A 25313-nucleotide genomic window follows, 5' to 3' on the forward strand; every position below is an offset into this window, starting at 1 on the left:
CTAGCCCCGGACGCGGCGCTTGATCAGCAGCCCGGCCGCCGCCAGCACGGCCGCGCCGACCAGTACGCCACCGACCGGCATGCCCGAACCCTCGTCCACGTCCTTGCCGAAGGTGCCGCCGCCGCCCGCTCTGGGCGCCTTCGTGGGCGCCTTGGTGGAGCTGTCGTCGGAGGTGTCAGCGGTCGCGCTGACGACGCGCAGGGTGGCCTTGCCGGTGTCGTTGGTGCCGTCGCACTTGACCTCGACCGGGTAGTTGCCGCGCTTGACCGTGCCCGACACCTGCGCCTCGCCGCGTACCCACGGGTTGCCGGCCGCGGTGCCGGTCGGGGCGGGCGTGGCCGTCGAGGACGTCGGCGCGGTGGTCAGCGACACGCCGTTGATGAACGCCTTGGACGTGGCGGTGCCGGTGTGCGCGGGGCCGCCGCTGGGGACGGGGCAATTGGCTAAGATCCACACCTTCGAGGTCTCACCCGCGGTGACCTTGGCGGGGCTGAGCTCGACCAGGATGGGTTTCCTGCTCACGGTGGCGGTCGGTGTGGCGCTGACCGACCCGGTGGCCGAGGCCGAGGGTGTGGGTGTGGGTGTGGGTGTCGATGAGGTCTGCGCGGAGGCCGAGCAGCCGACCGCACCGATCATGACGATGGCTCCCGCGTACGCGACTCGCCTGACCCTGAGCACCGCCGCACCCCACTCCGCGCCGTCCTGCACCAAGCATCCACCAAAAAAGTGGACGCCGCCCCTCCTGATACCCAGAATTTCTGGGCGAATCCCTTACCAATGATCATGTTTTCTATCGATGGTGAGGTACGTCAAGGGTGGCAGCTTTGCCGGAAGACAGGGCGGATTTTACTTTTCCGCAGGTTCGGACGGCGTGTCGGCCCACCGCGCGCCGACGCCGCGCAGCGTCACCAGGCGGGCGTCGTCCCCGCTCTCGCGGTCGATGTGGATCTCCAGGCGGTCGTCGGAAAGCCCCTCGACCAGTCCCTCGCCCCACTCCACGACCGTCACCGACTCCTCCAGCGAGGCGTCGAGGTCGAGGTCGTCGACCTCCAGGTCACCGCCCAGCCGGTAGGCGTCGGCGTGCACGAGCGGCGGTCCCTGGCGCAGCGACGGGTGCACTCTGGCGATCACGAACGTGGGCGAGGTGATCGGGCCGCGTACCTTGAGCCCTTCGGCGATGCCCTGCACGAGCGTGGTCTTGCCCGCGCCGAGCGGGCCGGACAGGATCAGCAGGTCGCCCGCCCGCAGCCCGGCGGCCAGCCGGGCGCCGTAGGCGAGCATGTCCTCGGCGGTCGCAAGCCTTTCGGCCACTACAGCTCCACTCGCTTGATCAGGTCGCGCAGCGCGTCGTTGACCACGCCCGGGCGCTCCAGCTGGATCAGGTGCGAGGTGTCGGGCACCTCGGTGAGCTGGGCGCTGGGCAGCGCGGCGGCGATCGCCTTGCTGTGCTCGGGCGGGGTGAGCCAGTCCTTGTCGCCGACCAGGATCGCGGTCGGGACCGGGTCGAGCACGTCGAGGGCGGCCAGTTTGTCGTGGTTCATCAGCGCGGGGTAGAAGTTGGCGAACACCTCGGTCGGCGTCGCCCTGATCATCGTCTCGGCGAAGTCGACCAGGGTGGGGCTGACGTTCTTGGAGTCGCCGAAGCCCATGTAGCGGGTCATCAGGAACGCGATGTCGCTGCCCGCGCTGCGCGTCTTGTCGACGAACGAGCCCCGCCGGCCCAGCAGCGAGATCGTCGACGGGGCGACCTTGTGCACGGCCTTGGACAGCAGCGCCGGCAGGCCCAGGGTGAGCTCGGCCAGCTTGCCCGCCGAGGTGGCGATGAGGGACACCGCGCGGATCTTGTCACCGAACAGCTCGGGGTGGCGGTCGGCCAGCGCCATGATCGTCATGCCGCCCATGGAGTGGCCGACCAGCACGCATGGGCCGGGCACCAGCTGTTCGATCACCTCGGCCAGGTCGTCGCCCAGCCGGTCGATCGTGCAGTCCTCGGCGGTGGCGCGCTGCGAGCGGCCGTGTGAGCGCTGGTCCCACAGCACCATGCGGTGGTTGTCGCGCAGGTCGCGGCGCTGGTAGTGCCATGACTCCAGGCTGAGACAGTAGCCGTGGCAGAACACGATGGTCAGCGGCGCGTCCTCGGGCCCGTCGATCTCGACGTGCAGCTCCGTGTTGTCGGAGGTGACCAGCGTGAGGTCCCTGCCGCGCAGCTCGCCGAACGGCTCGCTCGCCTCGGCGTCGGGGCGCAGCCTCATGCGGCCCACCGCGTAGCGCTTGGCCAGCGCCGCCGCCGCGACACCGGCCGAAGCGGCACCGACGATGGCGCCGGCGATCCCGACCTTCCGCCGTGTTGTCGTCGTCATGTCCCTGATCCCCTATACACCCGCGGCACCCGCGAACCGATCCTGGTCACGATCTCATGCGTTATCGTGCCGAGGTTATCCGCCCACTCCTGAGCGGTCGGCTCACCCCTCCCACCAGGCCCGAACAGGACGACCTCGTCCCCCGCGGCGAGCGGCTCGTCACCCATGTCGATCATGAACTGGTCCATGCACACCCGACCGGCTATCGCCCTTCGGCGACCTCCCGCCAGAACCTCTGCCCGCCCCGTCGCGTGCCGGAGGATCCCGTCTGCGTACCCGAGCGGCACCAGGCCAAGCGTGGTCTCGGAACTCGTGACATAAAGGTGCCCATAGGACACTCCCGAGCCCTCCGGCACCCGCTTGGCCAGAGCGATCCGCGCCACGAGCGTCATCGCCGGTCGCAGCCCGAAGTCGCCCAGCTCGGGGACCGGGCTGAGCCCGTACATGGCGATGCCGGGCCGGACCATGTCGTAGTGGGTGCGCGGCAGCGTCAGGATCGCGGCGGAGTTGGCCAGGTGCCTGATGACGTGGGACCCGGCGGCGCCGGCCTGCTCGGCCTGCTTGAGCGCCGCCTCGTACGCCTCGATCTGCCGGTCGATCGAGCCATGCCCCGGCACGTCCGCGCAGGCGAAGTGGGACCACAGGCCGACGATCTCGATGACGCCCTCGGCCTGGAGGGCGAGCGCCCTGGCCAGCAGCTCCGGCCAGGCGGCGAGCGGGGCGCCGCCCCTGCTCATGCCGGTGTCGGCCTCCAGGTGCGTCTTGGCGGTGCGTCCGGTGCGCCGCGCCGCGGCGGCGATCTCGTCGAGCACCGGCACGTCGGCCGCCGACAGCTCGATCTCGGCTTCTAGCGCCTCGTCGAGCGGCTCTCCTGGTGTGATGATCCACGCCAGCAGCGGCGCGGTGATGCCACCGGCGCGCAGCGCGAGCGCCTCACGGATGAAGGCGGTGCCGAGCCTGCTCGCGCCACCCCCCAGCACGGCCTCGGAGGTCGGTACGAGCCCGTGCCCGTAGGCGTCGGCCTTGACGGCTCCCAGCACTTCGGCGCCGCCCGCGCGCTCCTTGAGCAGCGCCACGTTGTGCCTGATCGCGGCCAGATCGACCTGCGCCTCCGCGGGCGTCGCCATCGGGGATGTCATCCCTCCAGTCTGGCAGCTCGCTCACGTGGTCGAGCGCGAATCGCCCCTGTCGAGGTCAGCCGACCGAACGGGATTCGCCCCCTCGACGGGAAAGCCGCACGACGTGCTCACCGCGAAGACCCGCGCGACGTGCTCACTTCGAAGAGCCGCGCAGCGCCCGGATGGCCGCCGGAACCGCCGAGGCCACGTCCGCGGCCGTCAGGGGTGCGTCCTCGGCCGCGATCCGGCCGGCCAGCCCGTGCAGGTACGCCCCGCACGAGCCCGCGTCGAAGCAGTCGAGCCCCTGGGCGAGCAGCGCGCCGGCCACCCCGGACAGCACATCCCCCGTGCCGCCCGTGGCCAGCCAGGCCGTGCCGGTCGGATTGACCCGTACCGGCCGGCCCCGCTCGGCCACGACCGTGGTCGAGCCCTTGAGCAGGACGGTCACGCCCAGCTCCGCCGCCGCCTGGCGGGCGTACCGGAGCCGGCCCGCCTCGATCGCCTCGCGGTCCACCTCAAGCAGCCGCGACAGCTCGCCCGCGTGCGGCGTGATCAGCACCGGGGCGGTACGCCGGAGCAGCGCCCGGTCACGGGCGACCAGGGTCAGGGCGTCGGCGTCGACCAGGACGGGCACATCACTGGCGAGCACTCTGGCGGCCAGCTCGCGCGCCCAGTCGCCGGTGCCGAGACCGGGCCCCAGCACCCATGCCTGCACCCGGCCGACGTCGTCGATCGACGGCTCGTTCAGCTCGGTGATGACCGCTTCGGGCCAGTGGGTGCGTACCTGGGCCACCGGCTCACTCGGCCCCACGTAACGCACCATCCCCGCGCCCGCGCGCAGCGCGCCGCCCACGGCGAGTACGGCGGCGCCCGTGTAGCGGTCGCTGCCCGCCGCGACGCCCAGGACGCCCCTGCGGTATTTGTCGGACTCGCCCATCGGCTGCTTCAACCGGCCGTCGACGTCGCGGTGGGTGAACGCCACGACGTCGGGGTCGGGCAGGTAGGGGCCGAGCCCGATGTCGATCAGCTCGATCTCGCCCACGTTGCCCGCGCCCGGATCGACGAGCAGCCCGGTCTTGGGCGCGCCCATGGTCACGGTCACCTGCGCCGCGATGGCCGCCCCGTCCACCTGACCGGTGCTCGCGTCGACGCCGCTGGGCACGTCCACCGCGACGACCAGGCCGGGCGCGGCGTTGGCCGCCTCGGCCAGCCCCGCGTACGGCTCCCGCAACGCCCCGGTCGCCCCGATCCCCACCAGCCCGTCGACGATCAGCTCGGCCCGGTCGACGGCGTCGGGCCCGGCGATCGTGCCGCCCGCCCGGAGGAATGCCTCCAGTCCCGCCTCATGGGTCTTGGAGCCCGCCAGGACGGCCTCGACCCGGGCGCCACGCCCGGCCAGGCGGGCCCCGGCGTACAGGGCGTCGCCGCCGTTGTCGCCGCTGCCGATGAGCAGCAGCACGCGCGTGCCGTACACCCTGCCGAGGAGGCCGGCGCAGACGGCGGCGAGGCCGGTGGCGGCGCGGTCCATGAGCGTGCCGTCGGGCAGCCGCGCCATCAGCGCGCGCTCGGCGGTCCTGATCTGGTCGGCGGTGTAGGCGGTACGCATGATCTGAAGCTATCCCTCCGCGATCACGTAGGCCATCGCCACACCGGCGTCATGGCTGAGCGAGATGTGCCAGCGCTTGACGCCCAGGCCGTAAGCGACCTCGGCGGCCTTGCCGGTGACGCGCAGCTCGGGTTTGCCGCTCTCGTCGCAGCGCACCTCGGCCTCCAGGTGCCCGAGCCCCTTGGGCGCGCCGAGCGCCTTGGCGACGGCCTCCTTGGCGGCGAACCTGGCGGCCAGCGAGTGTACGGCGAGCGGCCGTTCGACCTCGGTGAACAGCCGCTCGCGCAGCCCCGGCGTGCGTTCCAGCGCCGACTCGAACCGCGCGATGTCGACCACGTCCACGCCGATGCCCAGGATCATCCCCTCAGGTTAACCGGGCGCGCTCCTACAGCCAGCTGGCCCGCACGCTGTCGGTCGGCCCGTCACCGGGCGCTCTGCCGAGCTCGCCCTTCGCCACCCTGGTGAGCAGGCGGCTGACGCTCTCGACGATCTCGGGGACGCACACGCGCAGCTCGGCCACGTCCGCGGCGATCGACTCGTCACGCTCCACCCCCGCCCTTTCCAGCACGGCGTCCAGGTCCGCCAGCTTGCCCGCCAGCCACTGCAGGGGATCACTCGACAGCTCCCTGTCGAAGACACGCGGGCCCGGGTCCCATCCGGTGAAGGCCGGATGGTGGTGGGTGCGGTCAAAGCTGCCGGGGCTGCCGTCGACCGATTCCAGCAGGTCGACGCGCCAGATGGGCCGGTCGAGGTTGATGGGCCGCGCCGAATAGATGGAACCCTTCAGCTGCCCTGGTTCGAGCATCCGCACTTCGAGGCGGACGCCGTGCTCGGCGCCCTCCTGGCCCTTCATCGGTTTGGGGTCGACGAAGTAGAGATCGCTCACGGCTACGCCGATCCGGTCGAAGCCGAAGATGTACAGCACGAGGAGCCCTCCTGTCGCGAGTGTCCTCTTCGAGTATCAACAACCTCCTGGGCGGCTTCAATCAGGGGGTCTCAGCCAACGGATCTCCGCCGTACGCGGGGTCGGCCTCAGCCTACGTAGGGGCGATCTCAGACGCGGGCCAGCCGCCGTACGCCCTCGACCAGCTCGGCGGCGTCCGCCGTCTCGGCGAACCCGAGGCGCAGCCACGCGGCCGGCACCTCGGTGGCGAAGTAGCGGCTGTCCCTGCGCCAGCGCTTCGGCGTGCGCGTCGTGCACGCGCCGGACGCGCCGGAGGGCGGCGTGGACGTGGCGGCGATGGCCGCGCTCATGCGGGAGCACCGGCCCCGGCTGGTGAGCGCCACCCACATCCCCACCAACTCCGGGCTGGTCCAGCCGGTCGCCGAGATCGGCCGCCACTGCCGCGAGCTGGACCTGCTGTACATGGTCGACGCGTGCCAGTCGGTCGGCCAGTACCCCATCGACGTGGCCGCGATCGGCTGCGACCTGCTCACCGCCACCTGCCGGAAGTTCCTGCGCGGCCCGCGTGGCTCCGGCTTCCTCTACGTGTCGGACCGGGTGCTGAAGGCGGGGTACGAGCCGCTGTTCATCGACATGCGCGGCGCCCGCTGGACCGGGCCGGGCCACTACCAGCCCGCCGAGTCCGCCGCGCGGTTCGAGGAGTGGGAGTTCCCCTACGCGACCGTGCTGGGCTGCGCGGCCGCCGCCCGCTACGCCCGCGAGGTCGGCGTCGAGGCCATCGCGCGCCGCTCGCCCGTGCTGGCCGCCCGGCTGCGCGTCCTGCTCGACGCCGTTCCAGGGGTACGCGTCCTCGAAAAGGGCCCCGAACTGGGCGCCATCGTCACCTTCACCATCGAGGGGTGGCGGCCGGAGCCGTTCAAGGCGGCCATGGACGCGAAGGGGATCAACTCGGCGCTCAGCTTCCGGGAGTTCGCCCAGTTCGACTTCGGTGACAAGGACGTCGACTGGTGCCTGCGCCTGTCACCGCATTACTACAACACCGACGAGGAGGTGGACCAGGTGGCCGCCGCGGTCGCGGAGCTGGCCGGCTAGAACGAGCCCCGCTGCCAGGGCCCCCAGATGGCGAACGAGGTGCCCTCTTTGGACTGGACGTTGACGTACAGGGTGTGACCGCCGGGGCCGAAGGTGGAGCCCGCGAACTCCGCGCCAGGGTCGCCCGCCACCGGCTCCAGGCGGCAGAAGTCGAAGATCTGGCCCTGCTTGGTGAGGCCGCGCAGGAAGTTGTCGCCGTCGCCGTCCTCGCAGAGCACCAGCGTGCCGCGGGTGCTGGCCGTCACGTTGTCGGGCAGGTCCAGCACCGACGAGCGCGGCGACTCGTACACCAGCCGGAGCCGCCCGGTCCACGTCTCGTACGCCCACACCTGCCCGCGTCCCTGGCCGAACCCGGACGGCGGCGTGTCACCCTCGGCGGTGGCGCCGCCCTGGGTGGAGCAGAAGTACACGGTGCCCTGGTGGTAGATGGCCCCTTCGAGCCTGGCGAAGATCGCCGCGCCCTCGGCTCGCCCCTGTTTGCCGACGGCCTGGACGGCCTCGTCGTTCGACGGCTTGCCGGTGAAGGTGGGGTCGGGGTCGTCGATGGTCACCCATACGGTGTTGTACGTCGCGCCGGGCCGCTGTCCCTTGGACAGGTCCTTGCGCGGCGAGCCCTTGATCGCGAGCATCTGCAGCCGGCCGCCGTCCAGCAGCCGCCCGGCCTTGAGCGGATGCTTCGGCGGCGTGTAGCGGTAGAAGCCGGAGGCGAAGGAGAAGCAGTCTTCGGTCAGGTAGAGCGCCCCCGCCTGCGGGTCGAACGCGGCCGACTCGTGCGCGAACCGGCCTGCGGCCTTGATCGGCTTGGCGTTGGAGGTGCCCGACACCGGCACCTCGAAGATGTAGCCGTGCTTGCGGGTCAGCTTGCCGTTGTCGCCGCCGGAGAAGTCGTTGGCCACGTCGGGGCCGTTGACGGTCTCCTCGCAGCTCACCCAGGCGTTCCAGGGCATCGGGCCGCCCGAGCAGTTCATCATGGTGCCGTTGAGCGACGGGGCGCTCTTGAGCACCTCGCCGTAGCGGGTGACGTGGAGGGTCGAGGTGCCGCCGCCGGCCGCGGGGTCGTAGGCCTTGGCCTTGTCGCCGAAGGCGCCGACCGCTCCGCTGACCTCGTGGTTGCGCACCAGGATCGCGGTGTCGCGCGGCCCGCGGAACGCGGCCATCCCGTCGTGCCTGCCCGGCACGATGGAGCCGTCGGAGTATTTGCTGCCCGCCGGGCTGAAGGAGCGGTATTTGAACCCGTCGGGCAGGTGCAGCCTGACCTTGCCGTCACGCGCGTCGCGCACCGCCTTCAGCGGCCCGTAGCCGGTCGCCCGCGTGACCCCGCCCCTGGCGCCCGCGCAGGCCACCCCGGCGAACGGCCCGGTGATGCCGGCCGCGGCGGCCAGCCCTGCTCTGGTCAGAAAGCGACGACGGTCCACAAGCCCTCCCGAAGGTCAGGTCTCCGAACAGTAGCCGCTGACAAATCGCCGCATGCCCGGTTTGATGAGATCCCCGGGCGCAGGCCACCGCCTTACCCCAAACTGGTCATAAGTAATCCCATGTATTTATCCACAGGCTGTGGATAGAGAGTGCCACCCGGTCGGGAGCGCGTTTGTCGGCCGTCGATACGCTGCCAAGGTGAACAACGGCTACGTTGAACTGAGCAGGGAGCAGTGGAGCGAACTCCGCAAGAACACGCCCTTGACTCTCACCGAGGCAGAGCTGGAAGAGCTGCGTGGCGTCGACGACCCCATCGACCTCGCCGAGGTCACCGACATCTACCTCCCCCTGACCCGGCTGCTGAACCTCCACTACACCGGGTCCAAACAACGCAGTAGCGTGCTGAGCGCTTTTCTCGGGCATCCCGGGCAGCACGTGCCGTACATCCTGGGCATCGCGGGCAGTGTCGCGGTCGGGAAGTCGACGACGGCGCGGCTGCTGCACACACTGCTGGCCCGCTGGCCCGAGCATCCGCACGTGGAGCTGCTCACCACGGACAGCTTCCTCTATCCCAACGCGGTGCTGGAGTCCGAGGGGATCATGCATCGCAAGGGCTTCCCCGAGAGCTACGACCGCAGGGCGCTGGTCAGGTTCGTCGCCGAGGTCAAGGCCGGGCTGCCTGAGGTGCAGGCCCCGGTCTACAGCCACCTCGAATACGACATCGTCCCCGGCGCCAAACAGGTAGTGAAAAATCCGGATATCTTGATCATTGAGGGGTTGAACGTGCTGCAGCCCGCTCCGCCCACATCCCTGGCGGTCAACGACTACTTCGACTTCTCGATCTACGTCGACGCCAAGGTGGAGGACATCCGGGCCTGGTACGTCGACCGCTTCCACAAGCTCCGCCGCACCGCCTTCGAGGACCCCAAGTCATACTTCAAGTACATCGCCGACCTCTCCTACGAGGAGGCGACGGAGTTCGCGGTCAACGTCTGGCGCGACATCAACGAGCGCAACCTGATCGAGAACATCGCCCCCACCCGTGGCCGCGCCGGCCTGGTCATGCAGAAGGGCGCCGACCACTCCGTCAGGCGGGTACGGCTTCGCCGTACCTGAACACCTCCTCGAACAGGTAGGTCGCGAACCTGCCCGAGCACCCCTGATCGTCTATGTCGGCGAACCAGCAGTCCTCGCCGTCCTCGTGACACCTGAACGTCTGCCTCATGTGAGAGACCCTCGCGTACGGTAGTCAACGCCCCATCAACATCCAATGGACAAGAATGACCCAGTGCTACATCTGCGATTGATCACCCCGTCCACCCGTACGGGGGAGGTGACGGCCGTGCTCGACGAGTGCACGGGCGTCACCAACGTCGCCGTGCTGCCCGGCGCGGCCCGCGAGCCGAAGGGCGATCTGATCCTCTGCGACGTCGCGCGCGAAGCGGCCAACGAGGTGATCGACCGGCTCAAGTGGGTGCAGGACGAGGGGTCGATCGCCGTCGAGCAGGTGCATCTGGCCCTGTCCAAGGTCGCCGCGGACGCCGTCGAGGAGGCCCCCGGCGACCCCGACGACGCGGTCATCTGGGCGGAGCTCGCCCAGAGGGTGCAGGCCGAGTCGCGCATCACGTGGGCGTACCTGGCGTTCCTCGCGATCGCCACGCAGCTCGCGGGCATCGGCGTCCTGCAGAACTCACCCATCCTGATCGTCGGCGCGATGGTGCTCGGCCCCGAGTTCGGCGCCATCGCGGCCATCTGCTTCGGCCTGCTCCGTGGCCGGGGCCGGCTGATCATCACCTCGCTCAAGACCCTGGTCGTCGGGTTCGCGGTGGCGATCGCGATCACGTTCGCCTGCGCGCTGGTCTCGCGCTGGATGGGCTGGATCGACCTGAGCAACCTGCGCGTGAACCAGGAGGTCCAGTTCATCGTCAAGCCCGACCGCTGGTCGTTCATCGTGGCGCTGCTGGCGGGCGCCGCCGGGGTGCTGTCGATCACGGCGGGCAAGTCGTCGGCCCTCATCGGCGTCTTCATCTCGGTCACCACGGTCCCCGCCGCTGGCTACGTGGCCGTGGCGCTGGCGCTCAGCGATTGGGGCGAGGTCGGCGGGTCGGTCGCGCAACTCGCGCTGAACATCGCCGGCATGATCATCTCGGGCACCGTCACCCTGGCCATCCAGCGGAAATTCTGGCCTCAAGTAGGACATCGTTCATCCGTGTGAACGAGGCCACACCTCATGTCCGGCCGGTAGGGTCCGGACCATGCACATCCTCGCTACCGAGGGGCTGACCAAACGCTTCCCGACCGTCACGGCACTCGACCAGCTGACGGTCACCGTCGGGTCCGGTGTCACCGGCCTGGTCGGGGCGAACGGCGCGGGCAAGTCGACGCTGATCAAGATCCTGCTGGGCCTGCTGCCCCCGACCCAGGGCGGCGCGCGGGTGCTCGATCTCGACGTGACCACGCAGGGCGCCGAGATCCGCAGGTTCGTGGGCTACATGCCCGAGCACGACTGCCTCCCCCCTGACGTGTCCGCCACCGAGCTGGTCGTCCACCTCGCCCAGATGTCCGGGTTGCCGCGTACGGCGGCCCGCGAGCGCGCCGCCGACGTGCTGCGCCATGTCGGCCTGGCCGAGGAGCGCTACCGCGCCATCGGCGGCTACTCCACCGGCATGAAGCAGCGGGTCAAGCTGGCCCAGGCGCTCGTGCACGACCCCAAGCTGGTATTCCTCGACGAGCCGACCAACGGGCTCGACCCGCGCGGCCGGGACGAGATGCTGGCGCTGATCAGGCGCATCGGCACCGACTTCGGCATCAGCGTGCTCGTCACCTCGCACCTGCTCGGCGAGCTGGAGCGGATCTGCGACCACGTGATCGTCATCGACGCGGGCCGGCTGCTGCGCTCCTCCGCGATCGCCGAGTTCACCCAGGCCACGCAGACCGTCACGGTCGAGGTCGAGGAGGGCACGCAGCCGCTCGCCGAGCGGCTGTCCGAGCTCGGCCACAACGCCGTCCAGCACGGCCGCCTGCTGCTGGTCAAGGTGGCGGGCCCGGAGACGTTCGACGCGATCCGCGACGCGGCCGTCGATCTCGACCTCTGCCTGATCCGGCTGGAACAGGGCCGCCACCGCATCGAGGACGTCTTCAGAGAGGAGGTCGACGCGGGTGTCTGAGATCTATGACATCGGATACCGCCATTACGACGGTCCGCGACTCGGCCGCGGCTACTCGACGCGCGCACTCACCGTCCACAGCCTGCGTGGCGTGTTCGGCCTCGGGCGTACGGCACGCAGCAAGATCATTCCGTTCGCCCTGGTAGTCATCATGCTGCTGCCCGCGGTCGTGTCGATCGCGATGATGGCCCTGTTGAAGCAGCGCGGCATGGCCTACAGCGGCTTCGCGGTCTACATGCAGACGGTCGTGGCGATCTTCCTGGCCTCACAGGCGCCGACGGTCGTCGCGCCCGACCTGCGTTTCCGGGTGCTGCCGCTGTACCTGTCACGTCCGGTCACGATCGCCGAGTACGTGGCCGCCAAGGTCATCGCCATGACCGCGGCGCTGTTCCTGCTGCTCGCCGTGCCGCTCACACTGATCTACGTGGGCGAGCTGCTCATCGACATGGACGGGCCGCCGCAGACCAAGGAGTACTTCGGGGCCCTGGCCATGGCGCTGGTGCTCGCGCTCCTGCTGTCGTCGTTCGGCCTGGCCATCGCCGCGCTGACGCCCAGGCGCGGGCTCGGCGTCGCCTCCGTCATCGCCCTCTACCTGCTGACCTCGGCCTCCGCCACGGTCATCTTCGCCACGCTGTACTCGTCGGGCAACGATACGGGGGCCGGCTGGGCCTGGCTGATCAACCCGTTCTGGCTGGTCGACGCCGTACAGGTGTGGCTGTTCAGCACGACGGCCAACGTTCCGGACGGTACCTACCCGCCGGGGCCCGTCCCGGCGATCCTCGTGCTCGTGCTCATCGGGATCGGCCTGGCGGCGCTCGCGGCGCGCTATCGGAAGGCGGCCGCCCAATGAACATCGAGCTCGCACAGGTCTCTCGCTGGTACGGCAACGTGGTGGCGGTCAACGACGTCACGATGACGATCGGCCCCGGCGTCACCGGGCTGCTCGGCCCCAACGGCGCGGGCAAGTCGACGCTACTGCACCTGATGGCCGGGTTCCTGGCCCCCTCGGGCGGCACGGTGACGATGGACGGCACCCAGATCTGGAAAAACCACCACATCTATAAGAACATCGGCCTGGTCCCTGAACGGGAGGGTGTCTACGGGTTCCTCACCGGCTGGCAGTTCGTCCTGTCCGCCGCCAGGCTCCACGGTCTGCCCGACCCGATCGAGGCCGCTCGCAAGGCGCTGGCCACGGTCGAGATGGAGGAGCCCAAGGACCGCCGGGTCGAGACCTACTCCAAGGGCATGCGGCAGCGGGTGAAGGTCGCCGCCGCGCTCGTCCACGACCCGCCGGTGCTGCTGCTCGACGAGCCGTTCAACGGCATGGACCCGCGCCAGCGGCTGCACCTGATGGACCTGATCCGCGCCATGGGCACGGCGGGCAAGACGATCCTGTTCAGCTCGCACATCCTGGAGGAGGTCGAGCGGGTCGCCCAGCAGATCGAGGTACTGGTCGCGGGCCGGCACGCCGCCTCGGGCAACTTCCGCGAGATCCGTCGGCTGATGACCGACCGGCCGCACCTGTTCAGAATCCGGTCGAGCGACGACAGAAAGCTCGCCGCCGCCCTGATGCTCGACAACTCGGCGGGCGGCGTCTCGCTCGGCGCGGGCGGGCTGGAGGTCCAGGCGGTCGAGTTCCGGCGCTTCGCGTGGCTGCTGCCGCGCGTCGCCCGCACCGAAGGGATCCGCCTGCACGAGGTCTCCCCCGCCGACGAGGACCTGGAGAGCGTCTTCGCCTATCTGATCAACCGGAGCACCTGATCCAGGCGACTGAGGCGCCGAACGGAGTGAGGCAATGAATACAGTCGTCGCAGGTATTACCTACCGGGCTCTGCTGGGCAGGCGGAGGATCTTCCTTCTGCTCCTGCTGCCCCTGGCGCTGATCGGGTTGGCCGTCATGCTGCGGGTGTTCGCCGGCTACGACCCGCGCTCGGCGGCGCTGCTGATGGACAAGTTCGCCATCGGCACGATGCTCCCGCTGCTCGGCCTCATCGCGGGAACCGGGGTGATCGCCCCGGAGATCGACGACGGCACGATCATCCACCTGATGTCCAAGCCGATCTCGCGGCCGGTCATCGCCCAGACGAAGTTCCTGGTGGCCGCCTCCCTGCTGGCGGTGTTCTCGGCGGTCCCGACGTACTTCGCGGCCTGGCTGCTGGTGGGCAACGAGGACGGTCTCGCGGTCGGCTTCGCGCTCGGCGCGCTGGTCGCGGGCATCGCCTACGCCGCGGTGTTCCTGCTGCTCGGCATCCTGACCCGGCACGCGGTCACGATCGGGATCATCTACGCGCTGCTGTGGGAGACGCTGGTCGGCACGTTCGTACCGGGGGCGCAGAAGTTCTCCATCCAGCAGTGGGCCAAAACGATCGCCGACCAGATCTCCGACACGCCGTTCCTGACGGCCAACGTGACGCTCGGATTCGCCGTACCAGCGCTGATCATCGTGACGCTGGGCGCGGTGCTCTTGGCGGGACAGCGCCTGCGGGTCTTCACGCTGACGGGCGACGAATAGCGCCTCGCCTGCGGGCGACGCTCACAGGCGTCACCCGCAGGTGACGAACAGCTCACGGGCGGCCGATGGCCGCGCGCAGCGCCGCCCGGTCGAGCTTGCGCCGGCTGGATCGCGGGAAGTCCGGCAGCACCGCGATCCGGTCGGGCAGCGCGCCCGCGTCGACCAGCGCGGGCAGCCGGGCGCGTACCGCCGCCTCCTGGAAGCCGTCGCCGGGCACCAGCGCCAGTACGACCTCCTCGTCCCCGGTGACCGGATCGGCCAGGCCGACGATGGCCGCGTCGGCTACGCCGGGCAGTGCGGCGATAGCCGGTTCGTACAGGCTCGGGTAGATGTTGAACCCATCGCGAAGGATCATGTCCTTCTTCCGGCCGAGCAGGACGAGACGGCCCTGTCCGTCCAGGCGGACCAGGTCGCCGGTGGCCACCTCGTCGTGCGGCGGCTCGCCCAGGTAGCCGCGTGCCACGTGCGGGCCGCTGACGACCAGCTCCTGGTCCTCGGTGAACCGCACGCCGACTCCCGGCAGCGGCGCGCCGAGCAGGTCTCCCTCGGCGCAGGCCAGCTTCTCGGCCGCGCTCGCCAGCGCGATCGGCAGCGCCTCCGTCATCGCGTACACGCTCAGCACCTCCGCGCCGGGCGCGGCGGCGATCGCCTTCCGCAGTACGGCCGGGGGCGCGGGAGCCGAGCCGAGCAGCAGGTGGCGCAGGCTGTGCGGCAGCCGTTCCACCCGGGCGACGAGCCCGGCCAGCTCGACCGGCACGCAGTACAGGTGGGTCACCCGGCGTTCGAAGATGAGCTTGGCCGGGCCGGGCATCGACCAGGTGGCGCCGCCGATGAGCGCGGGCAGGCCGAGCATGAGGCCGTCGGTGTGGACGACGTCGCCGGGCTCGACGGGGAAGCGGTCTCTGAAGATCTCCAGCCCGGCGGCGAGGGACGCGCGAGTGTGGACGACGGCTCTGGGATGCGCGGTGGTGCCGGAAGTGAAGATCACCGCCGCCGGATCGTCCACCTCACCCCGGCTCGCGCCGGCCGTCGGCATCGGACCGTCCAGGCCGCGTAACCGTACCGCCGCGCTCGGCACGCCGGGCAGCCACCGGCCGGTGTAGGCGTGGCGCAGTTCCAGCTCCGGCAGCGGATCGCGAAGGCCGGGCAGGAGCACGCCCCGCCTCCTGGCCAGCGCGCGCAGCGGCGCGAACGACGTGACCGCGTACAGCAGCGACCCCGCCACCACCCAGCGCGGCCGGGCCAGCCGGAGCCGGGCCCGCAGGATCTCCGGCGCGAGGCCGGGATCGGCCAGCACCAGCACCCCGCCCGCGGCGACCACGCCCAGCGCCACGGCGATCGCGTCCGGCGAGGGCTCGACGGCGTACAGCACGCCATCCCCACGCCCGAGCCCTTCCGCCACCAGCCGGTCGCGGATGCGCAGCGCCCGCTCGCGCAGCCCGCCGAACGTCAGCTTCCGCCCGCGCGCCCCCACGATCGCCGTCGCCCGGGGCGTACGCTCGCACGCGGCGAACACCTGAGCCAGCAGATCACTCCGCATCCCACTCCCTCAAAAGCCCTCAAAGCTCGTAACGCCGCATGATCGGCACCGCGACCCGGTCGAGCAGCCAGGCCAGCACCACCCACCCTGTACGCCGCCGCCACGGCAGATGCCCGACATACACGGCCCGATACTCGATCTCCGGCACCGCCCCACGCAGCCGCTTGAACTCCCCCGCACCCGCACTGTCGTTGACCGACAGCCTCTCGTCCACAGCGATCTGGTAGACCAGCGCGCTCAGCATCCGGTACAGCCCGATCCCCTGCGGCAGCGCGGTGTCGTAGCCGAAGATCGGCGTGGTCAGCGTCCCGTCGCGGTGGAAGTAGCCGAGCACCGCGTCGATCCGCCCGTCCCTGGTCAGCGCCCAGTAGGTGATCGTCCCCGCCCGCATGGTCTCGCGCACGAACCGCTCGGTGAACTGCGGATTGTTCCGTGAGTACTTATCCAGATAAAGCAGGTCATAAAGCTCGACCACCCGAGCCGCGTCACCCTCGCCCGGCCGCACCACCTCGTACCCCCTGCGCCCGACCAACCGCAGATCGCGCCGCCACCGCTTGCGATGCCGGGCCTCCTGATCCCCCGGCCGCACCAGGTAGATCCGCCGCCCCGGCACCATTACGCAGCCGTCGATCCGCCGGTTCACCGAGCAGAACCCGACGGCGTGCCCGGGGAACCGCTCCCGCAGGAAGCGGATGGCGGCCTGCTCATGGGCGGGCTCGATGGCCGGATAGAGGTTCGTGGACAGCAGCCAGTTGTTGACCAGCACCACCCGGTCCAGCTCCGCCCACCGGCACAGCGCGCCCAGCGCGGCCAGCGCCGCCGCCAGCACCGCGCGCAGCGCCCCGCTGCCGAGCACGCGCAGCTCCTCACCGGCATAGGTCACATAGTGCGTGTACGGCGAGCACACCCACGCGTTCCCCTGTTCACCGTCGTTGACCGACACCGGCAGGACAATGCGCCCGTCCACCAGCAGCACCCCGTAGGTCGTGGTCACATTGGCGACGAACGCCTCGGTCCCGTGCTCGACCAGCGGCACCAGGTAGTCACGCGCGTAGGCGCCGTCCTCGGTGTCGGGCCAGGGCAGCTCGCCGAGGGTGTCCTTCGTGAACAGCTCGGCCTTCACCGGCCGTCCCACTCGATGTCGTACGTCGAGCACTCGATCAGTGACCGCCGCGTCCACAACGAGCGGATCCAGTTCTCCCACAGCACCCCGAACTGCGCCAGGAACGGCCCCCGGTCCCCGTCCACCGCGATCACGTCGTCAGCGGCCGACACCACGCTCGCCCACCGGCGCAGCTCCGGCCAGGACCGTACTCCCGCCAGGCCGAAGCCCAGCATCGCCAGCCCGATCATCGCCCGCGTGCCCGGCGCGGGCCGCAGCGGCCGGTCGGGCACGTCACCGAGCAGCACCCCGGCCAGCTCGTCGCCCAGCAGATGGACCCCGCTGGTGGCCCGTGGATTGCACTCCATCGGCAACACCCGATCGCCGGCCATGAAGTCGAAGGCGATCTGCCCACTGAACCCGACTCGCGCGACGAACTCCGTCACCCAGGCGTCCACCTCGGCATGCTCCACCGGCTCGAAGCTGACACAAGCCCCGGAAGCCGTGAACTCCACCGCGTAGGCGGCATGAGCCACCAATCGCCCCTTCACCGCCACGGAGTAGGTGCAGACCTGCTTCCCGTCGAGCAGTTCCTGAGCCACCCAGGGCCCCTCGCCCGCCCTTAACGCGATATTTCCCCGAACAACCCGCACTTTCGTACCAAAGCGCGAAAAAACAGGCTTCAGGATGAACGGGCGCCGGATCCCGGCCAGGTCGGCCTGCGACGTCACCAGCGCCGTCTCGGGCGCCGGCAGCCCGAACCCCTTCGCCAGCTGGACGAACTCCCACTTGCTGTGCAACGCCCGCAGCGTCCCGAGCGGCTCGGCCAGCACCTCACAGGGCAGCCGCTTCCGCCCCCGCGCCACCCAGAAGATCTCCTCGCACGTGGGCACGACCAGCCGCACGCCCTCCAGCTTGACGATGTCGGCCAGCGCGTCGGCGAACGCCTCGGGCGCCCGGTTGGGCGGCGGCACCCGATAGCTGACCGCCACGGCCGAGGACCGCGCGCAGAGCTGCGCCCGCGAGCTCTCGGCCACCACGACCCGCGCACCCGACCTGGCGAACTTCCTGGCCAGGTCCAGCGCCACGGGCGCCCGCCCACCGGTGATCAGCACAGTCACGCTCACCAGCCGCAGGATACGCGTGAGGGGCACGGCGCCGCCGTGCCCCTCACTGGAAAAGCCTCAGACGCAGGCGGCCCGGACCACGTCGGCCAGCCGGCCGGCGACCTCGGAGGCGTGCTCCTCGGACGAGGCCTCGACCATCACGCGGATCATCGGCTCGGTGCCGCTGGGCCTGATCAGCACCCGGCCCGTCTCACCCAGCTCCTTCTCCGCCAGCGCCACGGCCTCGGTGAGCTCGGGCACCGACGCCTTGCCCCGGTCCACGTCCTTGACGTTGATCAGGATCTGCGGCAGTGGCGTCATCACCGCGGCCAGCTCGCGCAGCGACTTGCCCGACCTGGCCACGACCGAGAGCAGGTGCAGCGAGGTGAGCAGGCCGTCTCCGGTGGTGGCGTGGTCGAGCATGATGACGTGCCCCGACTGCTCACCACCCAGGTTGTAGCCGTCGGACTTCATGCGCTCCAGCACGTAGCGGTCGCCCACCGCGGTCTCCACGACGTGGATGCCCGCCTCGCGCATGGCCAGCTTGAAGCCCAGGTTGGACATCACGGTCGCGACCACAGTGTCCTTGGCCAGCGTGCCCTGGGCGTGCATGTCGGCCGCGAGGATCGCCATGATCTGGTCGCCGTCGATGATCGCGCCGGTGTGGTCGACCGCCAGGCAGCGGTCGGCATCGCCGTCATAGGCGATGCCGAGGTCGGCGCCGCGCGAGACGACGACCTGCTGCAGCTTGGGCAGGTGGGTGGAGCCGTAGCCGGCGTTGATGTTGAGGCCGTCGGGCCGCGCGCCGATGGCCTCCACCCTGGCTCCGGATCGCACCAGCGCCTCGGGGGCGACCATGTGAGCGGCGCCGTGGGCGCAGTCGACGACGATGTCGAGACCGTCGAGCCGGCCACTGACCGTGGTCAGCACATGGGAGATGTAGCGGTCGGCCTCACCGTAGGCGTCACGCACCCGGCCCACGGCGGAGCCGACGGGAAAGGTCCAGTCCTCGCCGAGCCGCCGCTCGATCTCGTCCTCGACCGCGTCGGACAGCTTGAAGCCGCCCCGGGCCAGGAACTTGATGCCGTTGTCCGGTGCCGCGTTGTGCGACGCCGACAGCATGACGCCGATGTCGGCGCCGAGCGCCGCGGTGAGGTAGGCGACGGCCGGGGTGGGCAGCACGCCGAGGCGCAGCACATCCACTCCGGACGACGCAAGGCCGGCGACCACTGCGGCCTCGAGGAACTCCCCCGAGGCACGCGGGTCCCGGCCTACGACGGCCACAGGACGACGTCCTGTGGCCGTGAACGCGCCCGCATCGCCGAGGACGTGAGCCGCCGCGACCGAGAGGTCCATGGCGAGCTCCGCCGTGAGGTCGCGACCAGCGACCCCACGAACCCCGTCGGTGCCGAAAAGACGCGCCAATTTAGCGCTTGCTGTACTGCGGAGCCTTACGGGCCTTCTTGAGGCCGTACTTCTTCCGCTCCGTGGCGCGGGCGTCACGGGTGAGGAAGCCGGCCTTCTTCAGAGGCGCTCGGTTGGTCTCGACATCAAGGATCGCCAGCGCACGGGACAGGCCCATGCGCAGCGCGCCGGCCTGGCCGGTCACGCCGCCACCGTCGATGCGCGCGATGACGTCGAACGCCTCCTCGGCGCCGAGCACAACGAAGGGCTCGTTGACGATCTGCTGGTGGACCTTGTTGGGGAAGTAGACGTCCAGCGAACGACCGTTGATCGTCCACTTGCCGGTGCCGGGGACGATGCGCACGCGGGCGATCGCCTCCTTACGGCGACCGGTGCCGTACGAGTTGCCCGTGGTGACGGGCTTGCGCACGGGAGCGTCAGCGCTGGCGGTGGACTCGGTGGTGTACTCGGAAGGGAACTCCTCGCCGGAGAATTCTTCCACCTCGGCCTCGACGGCCGTCTCGACACCGGTGGGCTCAGCCACGGTTCTCCTCTAAATCTTTCGGACTACTACTGGGCGATCTGGGTGATCTCGAACGGCACCGGCTGCTGGGCCTGGTGCGGGTGCTCGGACCCCGCGTAGACCTTGAGCTTCTTGGCCATCTTCCGGCCGAGGGAGTTCTTCGGCAGCATGCCCTTGACGGCCTTTTCGACGGCCTTGTCCGGCCGCTTGTCCATGAGCTCGCCATAACTGACGGAACGCAGACCGCCCGGGTAACCCGAGTGGCGGTAGGCCTTCTTCTGCTCACGCTTGTTGCCGGTGAGCGCGATCTTGTCCGCGTTGATGATGACGACGAAGTCGCCGGTGTCGACGTGGTTGGCGAAGATCGGCTTGTGCTTGCCGCGGAGCAGGATCGCGACGTGGCTGGCCAGCCGGCCCAGCACGACATCGGTCGCGTCGATGACGTACCACTGACGCTGAACGTCGGCGGGCTTCGGTGAGTACGTGCGCACGGTCGTAGCCTTCTTTATGCTCGCGTCTTCGGCGCTGTCGGGAAGCGACAGCTCTAGGGTCGGTCGGTGCGGGCACACGGCAGCCCGGACCTTCCGTCTCCCTGGCCCGATGGGCTGATGATGGGAGATGACGCCGGACGCGCCGCGCATCGGTCGCGCTGGACCTATGCACACAACGATTGATTAGGCTACCCGCATTTAAGGGTGCTGGTCAAAAGACCGGTAACCTGCGATCAGTCTACCTGACACAGAACGGTTCGATTTCGGTTCCCTGGGATCCCTTCTTTCCCAGGACCAGACATCTCTATCGTTGGGTGTGGCATGTGGCACACCTCTCTCACCCGGCACACCCAGCGGAGCGCACGGCGCCGGAACCATCTGGGGGTGCTCGCCTGTCTTATGGCGGTTCTGTTCACGGGTGTGCTGATCGGGCGGTTGACGGACAACGTCGAAGAAACCGGCCACATCTACCTCAACGAGACAGCCCCGCCCGCCGCCGCGGCCAAGGCCGAACCCACGGTCACGCCCACGGCCAAGAAGGCGCAGCCGTACGCGGGCCGCATCCCCAGGGAGAGCACCGCCGGGGTCCCGCGCGGCAACGTCAGGGCCAAGCCCACCAAGAGCCCGGACGGCAACACAGTGCCCGGCTTCACCGCCGAAGATCCCACGCGGGTGCTCGGCGAGCAGACCGCCGAGATGTCGCCGGCGATGGCGGCCAAGGTCGTCAACCTCACCAACGCCGCCAGGCTCAAACGCGGCTGCGGCCGCCTCCGGACCGACGCGAGGCTGACTCGCTCGGCCCGCGCGCACTCCCTTGAGATGGCGAGCAGCGGCCGCTTCACCCACGACTCCCCCGACGGCTCGTCGCCGTGGGACCGGATGGAGCGCGCCGGATACCGCGCGGGCGCCGCCGAGAACATCGGCCGCGGCTACACCTCTCCCGAAGAGGCGGTCCGCGGCTGGCTCGACAGCAAGGACCACCGCCAGAACATCCTCAACTGCCGCATCGAGTCCATCGGAGTCGGCGTGGTGGCGGGGGCCGGCGGTCCGTGGTGGACGCAGGACTTCGGTTACTCATGACCACTTCACGGTAATGTCGCCGCATGGGTTTTCCCGACGAACGTGACACCAGCACGGAGAGCACCCCCCGCCGTTCTCGCAGGGCCCGTGACACGGCCGAATCCGGCGGCTCCCGCAACCCCTTCGAACCGATCGGGGCTGCCACCGGTCGCAGGGCCAAGGAACCGGCCGCGGCCGAGCCGGTCGCCGAACCGGCGCGCCGCAGCACTACGTGGAGCCCCTACGACGAGGGCAAACGCTCGCGTGGGCCGCTCTGGTTCACGCTCGGCGGCGTCGCGGTGCTCGGCCTGTTCGTCGCGGGCCTCGTGGTGATGTTCAAGTCAGGCGGCTCCGACCAGGCCGAGACCCAGGCGGCCCGCCGCACCTCCGCGCCGCTGCCGTCCTCGCCTCCCGGCAAGTACAGCTACGCGGCCGATCGCAAGACCGACCCCGAGCCGCTCACGGTCAAGGAGCTGTTCGCGACCAAGAAGATCGCGGTCGCCGGCCGCTCGTACACGATGACCGTCACCAGCAAGGTCAAGAAGTGCTCCGACGGAGCCGTCGGCGACAAGCTGCAGAAGGCCCTCAAGGCCGGCAAGTGTACGCAGATCATCCGCGCGAGCTTCCGCGACAAGGCCGGCAAGCTGATGGGCACGGTCGGCGTGGCCAACCTCAAGTCCAGCAAGACCGCGACCAAGGTGCAGTCGGTCGGCAGCAAGACCGACTACGTCAAGCCGCTGGCCGGCAAGGACTCACTCACCAAGAGCCTCGGCACCGGGAGCGGCGGCACCCAGATGTGGATGCACGGCCACTACGCCGTCATGATCTGGTTTCAGAACAAGGACGGCAGCAAGCCCGACAAGAAGGGGCAGAAGAAGCTCTTCCAGGCGGTCGACGACATCACCAAGGCCACCGTCTTCAAGGCCCTTGACTCCCGCACGCTGACCGGCCACCCGGGCACCTAAAAGCCTCAAACCTTTTCATAGGTACCCAAACGGCATCGATGATCCAGTCGGGAACGCCCATACCGGCATAACGATCTCGCGACTCTCGCTAGGCTCCCCCTTATGCGTGGCCAGGAACCTGGGTCTGACAACGAGCGCAGGGACAAAGATCGTAGGGAAGCTGACGGCTCGGCCGCACCGGCGACGCCACCGCCGAGCTTCGGCCAGCCCCTTCAATATCCCGAGTCACGGGCGTCTCACGAGGCGCCCGGAGCTACTCCAGCATCGCCACCGGAGCCCGGCACGGGCGCTGACTCCGGCTCTGACAGCGCCGGTTACGAGAGTGCCGGTTACGAGAGTGCCGCCTACGGGAGTGCCGATAATGACGATGCCGGTCATGACATGCTGCCCGCTTTCCCGGGCACGCCATCGGATGCTGAGCAGACGGTGACCGGGGCATCGGACTTCGACTCGCCGTCCGAGTGGCAACCGTTCGAACCACAGCCGTCGGACCCGGCGTCGGCCGAGGACCAGTCCGACCTTCCTGGGCTGCCGGCCTTCCCCGGCGCGCAGCCGTGGGAGGTGGCGGGCGACGACGCCGCGCCGTACGACTGGTTCGCCGACCCCCAGGGCCCGCCCCGCCCCATGCGCGGCCGCCTGCCCCGCAACCTCGGCGCCCAGCCCGGCACCCCGTCCCCGTCTCCGCGACCTCCCGCCGCGGGCCCTCCGCCCGCCGGCTCCGCACCCACAAGGCCGCCCGCTCCGGGACCGGGCGCTCAGCCTCCGTCACATCCCCCCGGGCCAGGCGCTCAGCCTCCATCACACGCCGGCGGGCCGGGCGCTCAGCCTCCATGGCAGTCCGCCGAGTCCGAATCGGGCGGTCAGGCCTCCGGCCCCCAGCCCTCGTGGCCGCGCGCCGAGCCGGAGCAGGACGCCCCGGCTCCCGGCCAGCCCGGCGCCGGATGGTCTCCGGCGTCCGGCGTCTGGCCCGCACCCATCCCGGAGGAGCCCGCCACCTGGGCCCCCGAGGAGCCCGCCACCTGGGCGGCCGACCCCGTGGTGCCCGGTGCGCCGTCGTGGGAGCCGCCACCGGCCTTCACCGCGGCGGCCGCGGGCATGCAGGTATGGCCCGCCCCCGTGGCCGACCCGCCCGCCATGCCGCCCTGGCCCGCCGCCACGGGCGAACTCGCCGTGGAGCCGGATTCCGACGACGTGTCCGGCCCGACATCGCCCTGGAACGTCCCATCGGACAGCTCGCCCCCGGACGACTCCCCCACCCGCCCGGGGGGCATCATCCCGCCCGGAGCCCCCGCGTCCGACGACAGCGACCCCGCGCCCAAGAGCTCCGTGTACGGCGGGCCGACGACCAAGGGCCCCGCGTTCGGGCAACCCGCGGCCGACTACGAAGAGGCCGACCCCTCAGAGGACGCCGAGGACTACCAGACCGACCCGAACCTGACCGACCCGAACCTGACCGCCCCCTTCGACGCGAGGGGCGCGTCCGCCCGCCCCTTCGCCGCCAATGAGGCGGCCCCACCGGCCTTCGACCCGAACGCCACCGATCCCACCTTCGACGCGAACCCCACTACGCCCGCGTCCGGCGCGACGGCGCCCCACGCCTTCAACCCCAACACCGGCGCCCCCAGCACCTTCGACCCGAACGCCACCGGGCTCACCTTCGACCCGAACGCGACCGCGCCGGGGTTCGACGCGACGGCCCCCCACGCCTTCGGCCCCAACGCCCGCCCGCACGCGTTCGACGCCAGCACCCCACCAACCGCCTTCGACCCGGGCACCCCGCCGCCCGCCTTCGACCCGAACGCCGCCGGACACCCGGTCGAGCCGAGCGACGTCCCGGTCTGGCCGCCGATCCCCCCTGGCGGAACCCAGCAGAAGGGCAACGTCCCCGACCTCCCGTTCGAGGTATGGGGCCAGAAGCCCACCGCCGCCCTGCCCGTCCCGGCCTCGCAGGACCGCTCCACACCGCCCGCCGCCTACGGGCAGGGGCCGTTCAAGCAATCGCCGTTCCAGGCGACACCGCCCGCCACCGGCCAGCCCGGCAAGCCGGCGGGCCGGAAAGCACTCTTCATCACCCTGGGCGTGCTCGCTCTGGCAGGCGTCGCCACGGGCGGCTTCTTCGCTTACAAGTCGGTGAGCGCCCCATCAGCGCCCGCCGCCACGACGGCCGCCAAGGAGCCGCCGACGACGGCACCCCCGGCCATCGTCAGCCCCGATGCCTCCACGACCCCGGTCGTCCCCGCCACCTCGATCCTCAACTCCGAGCAGACCGACCCGCGCAAGATGTCGCTCTCCGAGGCGTTCCCGAAGAAGAAGATCGAGGCGGAGGGAGCCGTCTTCTCCAAGGTCAAGACCGACATGACGGGGAGCTGCGAGAAGGCCGCCTCCGGTCCCTTCGCCGACGCGCTGCGCGAGCAGAAGTGCAGCCGGATCGTACGGGCGACGTACGTCGACACCAAGCGCCGCTACGCCGTGACGACCGGCATCGCCGTACTGCCCACCAAAGAGGCCGCCATGAGCGCCGACAAGGCCAAGAACCTCGGCCGCAACGTCTGGTTCCGCGGCCTGCCCGCGGCGGCGGGCTCGGGCGGCGAACGCGTGGAGATCGCGGGCGGCTATGCCGCGGGGCTGGTCTGGGGCCGCTACATCGTCTTCAGCTACGCCACGTACGCCGACGGCCACACACCAGGCACCAAGGAGAAGACACTCGGCAAGGTCAGCGGCGCCTTCCGCGACCAGACCTCCCAGGCCCTGGAACGCCGCCTCACCAACGACTGACAACCCGCTCGGCACGGGGCTACGCACTCGCCGACAACAGACGAATCGACGCGCCGGGCTGCCGCAAGCGGGTCACCGCCCAACGCACGAACGCGCTGCACCATGGCTCGTCGGCAGCAGGCGGCCGGACGCGCTGACAGACGGCCCGCCGACCGCGGGCGGATCACCGCCCG

General features: G+C 70.4%; 26 protein-coding genes. 10 read left to right on the forward strand and 16 right to left on the reverse strand.

Features of this window, described 5'->3' with window-relative positions; translation table 11 throughout:
* The 8 genes from AB0J16_RS48720 to AB0J16_RS48755 form a co-directional block, all read right to left on the reverse strand.
* Nucleotides 1-708: a hypothetical protein gene (locus tag AB0J16_RS48720; protein WP_358553032.1), complete on the reverse strand. Its 708-nt coding sequence runs from the start codon at nucleotides 706-708 to the stop codon at nucleotides 1-3.
* Nucleotides 709-846: 138 nt separating this feature from the next.
* The gene (gene tsaE, locus AB0J16_RS48725; protein ID WP_358553034.1) at nucleotides 847-1311 is read right to left on the reverse strand and encodes a tRNA (adenosine(37)-N6)-threonylcarbamoyltransferase complex ATPase subunit type 1 TsaE; all 465 of its coding nucleotides are present in this window, start codon (nucleotides 1309-1311) and stop codon (nucleotides 847-849) included.
* Nucleotides 1311-2360 carry an alpha/beta hydrolase gene (locus AB0J16_RS48730; protein WP_358553036.1) on the reverse strand — a complete coding sequence of 350 codons (1050 nt, stop codon included), beginning with the start codon at nucleotides 2358-2360 and terminating at the stop codon, nucleotides 1311-1313. Before AB0J16_RS48730 ends, tsaE begins: the two co-directional genes overlap by 1 nt.
* Entirely contained in the window at nucleotides 2357-3487 is a 1131-nt protein-coding gene (gene alr / locus AB0J16_RS48735; protein WP_358553098.1) for an alanine racemase, read from the reverse strand. Before alr ends, AB0J16_RS48730 begins: the two co-directional genes overlap by 4 nt.
* A 145-nt stretch (nucleotides 3488-3632) precedes the next feature.
* Nucleotides 3633-5084, reverse strand: a complete 1452-nt coding sequence (locus AB0J16_RS48740; protein WP_358553038.1) for an NAD(P)H-hydrate dehydratase — start codon at nucleotides 5082-5084, stop codon at nucleotides 3633-3635.
* Nucleotides 5085-5093: 9 nt separating this feature from the next.
* Nucleotides 5094-5444, reverse strand: a complete 351-nt coding sequence (locus AB0J16_RS48745) for a holo-ACP synthase (protein ID WP_225293879.1) — start codon at nucleotides 5442-5444, stop codon at nucleotides 5094-5096.
* A gap of 25 nt (nucleotides 5445-5469) precedes the next feature.
* On the reverse strand, nucleotides 5470-6009 hold the full coding sequence (locus AB0J16_RS48750; RefSeq protein WP_358553040.1) for a hypothetical protein: 540 nt from the start codon (nucleotides 6007-6009) through the stop codon (nucleotides 5470-5472).
* Nucleotides 6010-6137: 128 nt separating this feature from the next.
* Nucleotides 6138-6338, reverse strand: a complete 201-nt coding sequence (locus tag AB0J16_RS48755) for a hypothetical protein (protein WP_358553042.1) — start codon at nucleotides 6336-6338, stop codon at nucleotides 6138-6140.
* Between AB0J16_RS48755 and AB0J16_RS48760 the strand changes: the two genes are divergently transcribed.
* On the forward strand, nucleotides 6310-7080 hold the full coding sequence (locus AB0J16_RS48760) for an aminotransferase class V-fold PLP-dependent enzyme (RefSeq protein WP_358553044.1): 771 nt from the start codon (nucleotides 6310-6312) through the stop codon (nucleotides 7078-7080). The two genes, AB0J16_RS48755 and AB0J16_RS48760, sit on opposite strands and share 29 nt — an antisense overlap.
* Here AB0J16_RS48760 and AB0J16_RS48765 read toward each other — a convergent pair.
* Entirely contained in the window at nucleotides 7077-8495 is a 1419-nt protein-coding gene (locus AB0J16_RS48765; RefSeq protein WP_358553046.1) for an alkaline phosphatase PhoX, read from the reverse strand. The two genes, AB0J16_RS48760 and AB0J16_RS48765, sit on opposite strands and share 4 nt — an antisense overlap.
* Before the next feature lie 199 nt (nucleotides 8496-8694).
* Here AB0J16_RS48765 and coaA point away from each other — a divergent pair, with 199 nt between their 5' ends.
* A complete protein-coding gene (coaA, locus tag AB0J16_RS48770; protein WP_358553048.1) occupies nucleotides 8695-9612 on the forward strand; it encodes a type I pantothenate kinase in 918 nt (305 codons plus the stop codon).
* On the opposite strand, the gene AB0J16_RS48775 is transcribed toward coaA, so the two are convergent.
* Nucleotides 9584-9721: a hypothetical protein gene (locus tag AB0J16_RS48775; RefSeq protein ID WP_358553050.1), complete on the reverse strand. Its 138-nt coding sequence runs from the start codon at nucleotides 9719-9721 to the stop codon at nucleotides 9584-9586. The two genes, coaA and AB0J16_RS48775, sit on opposite strands and share 29 nt — an antisense overlap.
* A 45-nt stretch (nucleotides 9722-9766) precedes the next feature.
* Between AB0J16_RS48775 and AB0J16_RS48780 the strand changes: the two genes are divergently transcribed.
* The 5 genes from AB0J16_RS48780 to AB0J16_RS48800 are packed head-to-tail and all read left to right on the forward strand — an operon-like array spanning nucleotide 9767 to nucleotide 14175.
* Nucleotides 9767-10711 carry a DUF389 domain-containing protein gene (locus tag AB0J16_RS48780; RefSeq protein WP_358553052.1) on the forward strand — a complete coding sequence of 315 codons (945 nt, stop codon included), beginning with the start codon at nucleotides 9767-9769 and terminating at the stop codon, nucleotides 10709-10711.
* A 40-nt stretch (nucleotides 10712-10751) separates the two neighbouring features.
* Nucleotides 10752-11663: an ABC transporter ATP-binding protein gene (locus AB0J16_RS48785; RefSeq protein WP_358553054.1), complete on the forward strand. Its 912-nt coding sequence runs from the start codon at nucleotides 10752-10754 to the stop codon at nucleotides 11661-11663.
* Complete coding sequence (locus tag AB0J16_RS48790) at nucleotides 11656-12513, forward strand: ABC transporter permease (protein ID WP_358553056.1); 858 nt, start codon at nucleotides 11656-11658, stop codon at nucleotides 12511-12513. Before AB0J16_RS48785 ends, AB0J16_RS48790 begins: the two co-directional genes overlap by 8 nt.
* Entirely contained in the window at nucleotides 12510-13424 is a 915-nt protein-coding gene (locus AB0J16_RS48795) for an ABC transporter ATP-binding protein (protein ID WP_358553058.1), read from the forward strand. The genes AB0J16_RS48790 and AB0J16_RS48795 overlap by 4 nt, the downstream gene beginning before the upstream one ends.
* A 34-nt stretch (nucleotides 13425-13458) precedes the next feature.
* On the forward strand, nucleotides 13459-14175 hold the full coding sequence (locus AB0J16_RS48800; RefSeq protein ID WP_358553060.1) for an ABC transporter permease subunit: 717 nt from the start codon (nucleotides 13459-13461) through the stop codon (nucleotides 14173-14175).
* A 52-nt stretch (nucleotides 14176-14227) separates the two neighbouring features.
* Here the strand turns inward: AB0J16_RS48800 and AB0J16_RS48805 are convergent, their stop codons facing one another.
* The 6 genes from AB0J16_RS48805 to rplM are packed head-to-tail and all read right to left on the reverse strand — an operon-like array spanning nucleotide 14228 to nucleotide 20341.
* A complete protein-coding gene (locus AB0J16_RS48805) occupies nucleotides 14228-15715 on the reverse strand; it encodes a class I adenylate-forming enzyme family protein (protein WP_358553062.1) in 1488 nt (495 codons plus the stop codon).
* 19 nt (nucleotides 15716-15734) lie between these two features.
* Nucleotides 15735-16919, reverse strand: coding sequence for a GNAT family N-acetyltransferase (locus AB0J16_RS48810; RefSeq protein WP_358553064.1), 1185 nt, complete (start codon nucleotides 16917-16919; stop codon nucleotides 15735-15737).
* Nucleotides 16835-17944 (reverse strand): ATP-grasp domain-containing protein, encoded by a 1110-nt coding sequence (locus AB0J16_RS48815; protein WP_358553066.1) that lies wholly within the window; start codon nucleotides 17942-17944, stop codon nucleotides 16835-16837. The genes AB0J16_RS48810 and AB0J16_RS48815 overlap by 85 nt, the downstream gene beginning before the upstream one ends.
* 57 nt (nucleotides 17945-18001) lie before the next feature.
* Nucleotides 18002-19348: a phosphoglucosamine mutase gene (gene glmM, locus AB0J16_RS48820; protein WP_358553068.1), complete on the reverse strand. Its 1347-nt coding sequence runs from the start codon at nucleotides 19346-19348 to the stop codon at nucleotides 18002-18004.
* A 1-nt stretch (nucleotide 19349) separates the two neighbouring features.
* Complete coding sequence (rpsI, locus tag AB0J16_RS48825; protein ID WP_357948202.1) at nucleotides 19350-19871, reverse strand: 30S ribosomal protein S9; 522 nt, start codon at nucleotides 19869-19871, stop codon at nucleotides 19350-19352.
* A 26-nt stretch (nucleotides 19872-19897) separates the two neighbouring features.
* On the reverse strand, nucleotides 19898-20341 hold the full coding sequence (gene rplM, locus AB0J16_RS48830; protein WP_225293910.1) for a 50S ribosomal protein L13: 444 nt from the start codon (nucleotides 20339-20341) through the stop codon (nucleotides 19898-19900).
* A 321-nt stretch (nucleotides 20342-20662) separates the two neighbouring features.
* On the opposite strand from rplM, the gene AB0J16_RS48835 reads away from it, so the two are divergent.
* The 3 genes from AB0J16_RS48835 (at nucleotide 20663) to AB0J16_RS48845 (ending at nucleotide 25140) form a co-directional block, all read left to right on the forward strand.
* Nucleotides 20663-21421: a CAP domain-containing protein gene (locus AB0J16_RS48835; protein ID WP_358553070.1), complete on the forward strand. Its 759-nt coding sequence runs from the start codon at nucleotides 20663-20665 to the stop codon at nucleotides 21419-21421.
* 23 nt (nucleotides 21422-21444) lie between these two features.
* A complete protein-coding gene (locus tag AB0J16_RS48840) occupies nucleotides 21445-22365 on the forward strand; it encodes a hypothetical protein (protein ID WP_358553072.1) in 921 nt (306 codons plus the stop codon).
* Between the two features lie 426 nt (nucleotides 22366-22791).
* The gene (locus AB0J16_RS48845; RefSeq protein ID WP_358553074.1) at nucleotides 22792-25140 is read left to right on the forward strand and encodes a hypothetical protein; all 2349 of its coding nucleotides are present in this window, start codon (nucleotides 22792-22794) and stop codon (nucleotides 25138-25140) included.
* Nucleotides 25141-25313 lie beyond the last annotated feature (173 nt).

The organism is Nonomuraea sp. NPDC049750, assembly GCF_040659625.1.
Lineage (GTDB): Bacteria > Actinomycetota > Actinomycetes > Streptosporangiales > Streptosporangiaceae > Nonomuraea.